We start from the raw sequence: 5084 nt of genomic DNA, 5'->3' as shown, positions 1-5084 counted from the left end.
CGTCGCCTTGTCCTGATTTAAAGTTAATCCACTACAACAAGGTCGTCTGAAAACAGACAGGGGCAGTTCGGGCAAAATTTAGACCGGCTTTCGCCCTAAAAAATCGTGCTAACGATACCATTTACTATAAAAATAAACAATATTTGCACAAATAATAACCATTCTTATACACCTCGTCTGAAAACACTTGCCCCATACAAAAAACGCCCCGACAGCCTTTTCAGACGACCTCCCGCCCTGCCAACCACCCGCCCATCCCGCACCACTGCCCCGCCCGTCCGAAACGCGTTATACTTCCCAATTAACTGTCCGACCCACCCGCTTCAGGAGAACACCATGCCCGAACAAAACCGCATCCTCTGCCGCGAACTGAGCCTGCTCGCTTTCAATCGCCGCGTTTTGGCGCAGGCGCAGGATGAAAACGTACCGCTTTTGGAACGTTTGCGGTTTTTGTGCATCGTCTCTTCCAATCTCGACGAATTTTTCGAGGTACGCATGGCATGGCTCAAACGTGCGCAAAAAATGAATCCGCACGAGCGTTTGGACAACGGCACCACGCCGTCCGAAACCATCGCCGCTGTCGCCGCCGAAGCGCACGCGCTGATACAGGAGCAATACCGCCTGTTCAACGAAGTCTTGCAGCCCGAACTGGGCAAACAAGGCATCCATTTCTACCGCCGCCGCAACTGGACGGCAAGGCAGCAGAAATGGATCGAGCAGTATTTCGACGCCGAACTGCTGCCCATCCTCACCCCTATCGGACTCGACCCGTCGCACCCCTTCCCGCGCCCGCTGAACAAATCGCTCAACTTCGCCGTCGAACTTGAAGGTACGGACGCATTCGGCCGCCCCTCCGGCATGGCGATTGTACAAGCCCCGCGCATCCTGCCGCGCGTCGTCCCCCTACCCGCCGAATTGTGCGACGGCGGCAGCGGCTTCGTTTTCCTTTCCTCCATCCTGCACGCCCACGTCGGCAAACTCTTCCCCGGCATGACGGTTAAAGACTGCCACCAGTTCCGCCTCACCCGCGACAGCGACCTGACCGTCGATGAAGAAGACCTCAAAAACCTGCGCGCCGCCATTCAAAACGAATTGCACGACCGCGAATACGGCGACGGCGTGCGCCTCGAAGTTGCCGACACCTGCCCGCCCCACATCCACGACTTCCTGCTCGCCCAGTTCAAACTCACCCCCGCCGAGCTTTACCAAGTCAAAGGCCCGGTCAACCTCGTGCGCCTTAATGCCGTGCCCGATTTGGTTGACCGTCCCGACCTCAAGTTTCCCGCACGCGGGGCAGGTCGTCTGAAAGCATTGCGCAAGAACGGCTCTATTTTCAAACTGGCGAAACAATCGCCCATCCTGCTGCACCATCCGTATCAGTCCTTTGACCCCGTCGTCCACATGATACGTGAAGCCGCCGCCGATCCCGCCGTCCTCGCCGTCAAAATGACCATTTACCGCACCGGCAGCAATTCCGAACTCGTCCGCGCCCTCATGAAAGCCGCCCTTGCCGGCAAACAAGTGACCGTCGTCGTCGAACTCATGGCGCGTTTTGACGAAGCCAACAACGTCAACTGGGCGCAACAGCTTGAAAACGCAGGCGCACACGTCGTTTACGGCGTATTCGGCTACAAAATCCACGCCAAAATGGCACTCGTCATCCGCCGCGAAAACGGCGCACTCAAACGCTACGCCCACCTCGGTACCGGCAACTACCACCAAGGCACATCGCGCATCTACACCGACTTCGGCATCATCACCGCCGACGACCAAATCACCGCCGACGTGAACACCCTCTTTATGGAAATCACAGGCTTGGGCAAACCGGGTCGTCTGAACAAACTCTACCAAAGTCCGTTCACCCTGCACAAAATGGTCATCGACCGCATCGAGCGCGAAATCCAACACGCCAAAGCAGGCAAGCCCGCCCGCATCCGCGCCAAAATGAATTCGCTGATCGAACCGAGCATCATCGACGCCCTCTACCGCGCCAGCAGCGCAGGCGTACAAATCGACCTCATCGTACGCGGCATGTGTACCCTGCGCCCCGGCGTCAAAGGCCTGTCCGAAAACATCCGCGTCCGCTCCATTATCGGCAGACAGCTCGAACACTCCCGCGTTTACTGCTTCCACAACAACGGCGCAGACGACACCTTCATCTCCAGCGCAGACTGGATGGGGCGCAACTTCTTCCGCCGCATCGAAGTCGCCACCCCGATTTTCACGCCCGAACTCAAAGCCCGCGTCATCCACGAAGGCATCGAAATGGCGCTGCAAGACAACACCCGCGCCTGGCTGATGCAGCCCGACGGCAGCTACATCCGCGCCCAACCCGAAAACGGCGAACCCGCCTTCAGCCTGCAAGAAAGTTTGTGGGAAATGTACGGCAGATAAAGCGCGGCAACACAAAAGGTCGTCTGAAATTAGTTTTCAGACGACCTTTTGACTTAAGGCGATACAGGGCTTGCCATTGACTGACGGGATGAAACAGAAACGCTCACTCCGGATCGTCCGTAAACGCATTCGCCCGAAATATCGGCACGAACGTCAACAGATAAAGCACGAACACGGCGGCGGTCAGAATCGCGGGGATGGTGATGAAGAATATCGGATTCACGTTCATTAAAACAGCGCGCGAGACGGCGGCGACGAAGAGGATGGGGACGGCGATGCGGCAGAGCTTGGGGTAGTCGAGCTTGGTAAAACCGCTGTGCCACAGTCCGGCAGTCAGCCACACCATCATCACGCCGCCCATCATGCCGCCGAGGGTAATCAGGTGCAGGGGCGCGGAGGCGGGCAGGTTTTGCAGTTTCGCCGCGCCTGTCCACAGATAGCCTGCGGCGGCAAAAAGCTGGAGCAGGTAATAGGTACGGACGTAGTGTTTGCGCAAGAGTTCGTGATGGTGCAGTTCGCGCAGCTTGGCAAGCAGGATGAAACCGACGGCGAGCGCGGTAAAACCGGCGGTTTGCGTGGGTAGCCAAAGTTCGGCGGCGGCGTGCAGCAGCAGGAAGGTGATGGCGATGTTTTTATAGACGACGTTGGGAATGAATACGGGGTCTTTCAGACGGCATTCTTTGAGGGCTTCCGCACCCAAAAGGACACTGACGCGGACGGATACGAACATGACCGCCGCCATGTTCAGATGCACTTGCGCGCGCAACAGGTTCAAATCGCCGATGACGGCATAGGCCGTCTGAAAAACGGTAAACGCGGCAAGCAGCATCAGCAGGGCAAAATTGTCAGTGTTGCGGTCAAGCCAAATCAGCCAGGCGCAGAACAGCAGCAACACCAGCCAATAGGCGGCAACGAAAAACGAAGCGGTTTGTGGCGCAAACGGCAGCAGGACGGATGCGGCGAGCAACAGCGCCGCCAAGACGGTGGCAACGGGTTTCAGACGACCTTTATAGCCCGTCCATTCGAGCATGGCGGCAGTCAGAAAACCACCGTATGCCGCAGGCAGCATAAGTTCTAAGAAGATTTGGCGGTGCAGGACGATGGCGCCAGGGCTGATGAAAAACACCAGCGCACCGAGTATGGCAAGCACCGCCGCGCCGACGAAAAACGGCCGCATGGGGTGGGTGAAAAATTTATTCATGACTTGGCTTGATTCTGCATGAAGATGCTTTCTGATATGGATTTATTGGGCGGACAGGGCCGTATCTTTTGCCAAAGAGGCAAGCCTGCGGCTTGCTTGCCCTCTCCCTAGCCCTCTCCCACGGGGAGAGGGAATTGGGCTGTCGAGCCTGAACATTTTCAGGTTTACCTGCCATCTAATTCCCAATCTTGCACTCTTTGATTTTCAGCAACTTGATTCCCTCTCCCCGTGGGAGAGGGTTAGGGAGAGGGCAACGAACCGCAAGGTTTGTCAGATACTCAAATGCCCGTATCATTCATATTATTGATATTATTGTTCGAATTGTATTATTTTCAATAATAATAAATAACCCTAAACCAATATAAATAACAGCCATTATCCAACGACTAAACTTCTCTACAATTTCACCAACACCTGAAATATTAGCCAATCTTTGTGCTGTATATACTAAAACAAAAATCAATATTAAAAATACAAGAAGAGTAACTAATAAGTCGACAAGATCTAAAGTCACAAAGTAAGGAACAAAAAGTCCAATATTATCTGCACCACAACTAGCAACTGTAACCAAAGCAACAATACCGACTAATTTTGACAACCCTTTTTCATCCAATTCTTTTTTAGCTCTTTTTTCGCCCTCACAATCGTCGTAAATAGCAACTTTAATACCTAAGTAAATCGGTATTAAACCTAATAAACCCAACATCCATTTTTCCGGAACATAATTCAAAACAAAAGCTAGAAATAAACTAACTAATATTAAAATTACAGAACCTAAATATTGTCCGATATAAATATCTCGATATTCTTTTCTAGTATTTGCTCTAGCAAAAAATATTAATAGTATTACCAACAAATCTACTGCTGTAGCAATATATAAAACAGCAGCAGTAATCACAGTCGAAAACATAAAGCACCTCATAATGAATCCCCTGCCCCTTGGCACCACGGCTTTTTCAAAAACCGAATCGCGTTCGGATAACAGATTCGTATCTTTCGCTAAAGAAGCAAGCCTGCGGCTTGCTTACCCTCTCCCTAGCCCTCTCCCACAGGGAGAGGGCTAGGGCTATCGAATCCGAGCATTTTCAATGTTTACCTGCCAACTGATTCCCAATCCTACACCCTCTGATTTTCAGAAACCTAATCCCCTCGCCCCGTGGGAGAGGGTTAGGGAGAGGGCAACGAACCGTAAGGTTCGTCAGAAATTCAAATCCCCCATTACTCATAATAATGAATCCCCTGAAACTCTCTTGCCACCACGGCTTCTTCAAAAGCCGAATCGCGTTCGGACAGCAGATTCGTACCTTTCACCGAAGAGGCAAGCCTGCGGCTTGCTTACCCTCTCCCTAGCCCTCTCCCACGGGGAGAGGGAATCGGGCTGCCAAACCCTAACATTTTCAGGTTTACCTGACATCTGATTCCCAATCCTACGGCCCTCTGATTTTCAGCAACCTGATCCCCTCGCCCCGTGGGAGAGGGTTAGGGAGAG

General features: G+C 53.1%; 3 protein-coding genes and 1 pseudogene. 1 reads left to right on the top strand and 3 read right to left on the bottom strand.

Going from position 1 to position 5084, the window contains the following annotated elements:
• Positions 1 to 336: 336 nt before the first annotated feature.
• Complete coding sequence (ppk1, locus tag HMPREF3050_RS06395) at positions 337 to 2394, top strand: polyphosphate kinase 1 (RefSeq protein ID WP_070774150.1); 2058 nt, start codon at positions 337 to 339, stop codon at positions 2392 to 2394.
• A 103-nt stretch (positions 2395 to 2497) separates the two neighbouring features.
• On the opposite strand, the gene HMPREF3050_RS06390 is transcribed toward ppk1, so the two are convergent.
• The 3 genes and pseudogenes from HMPREF3050_RS06390 to HMPREF3050_RS14265 all read right to left on the bottom strand — a co-directional run.
• Positions 2498 to 3595 carry an NnrS family protein gene (locus HMPREF3050_RS06390; protein ID WP_070774148.1) on the bottom strand — a complete coding sequence of 366 codons (1098 nt, stop codon included), beginning with the start codon at positions 3593 to 3595 and terminating at the stop codon, positions 2498 to 2500.
• Positions 3596 to 3890: 295 nt separating this feature from the next.
• Complete coding sequence (locus tag HMPREF3050_RS06385; protein ID WP_070774146.1) at positions 3891 to 4505, bottom strand: CadD family cadmium resistance transporter; 615 nt, start codon at positions 4503 to 4505, stop codon at positions 3891 to 3893.
• A 308-nt stretch (positions 4506 to 4813) separates the two neighbouring features.
• Positions 4814 to 4888: pseudogene (locus HMPREF3050_RS14265) on the bottom strand (ABC transporter ATP-binding protein); the annotation flags it as partial.
• Positions 4889 to 5084 lie beyond the last annotated feature (196 nt).

Source organism: Neisseria sp. HMSC065D04 (assembly GCF_001815675.1).
Taxonomy (GTDB): domain Bacteria; phylum Pseudomonadota; class Gammaproteobacteria; order Burkholderiales; family Neisseriaceae; genus Neisseria.
This window is presented reverse-complemented; position numbering and strand designations above follow the sequence as displayed.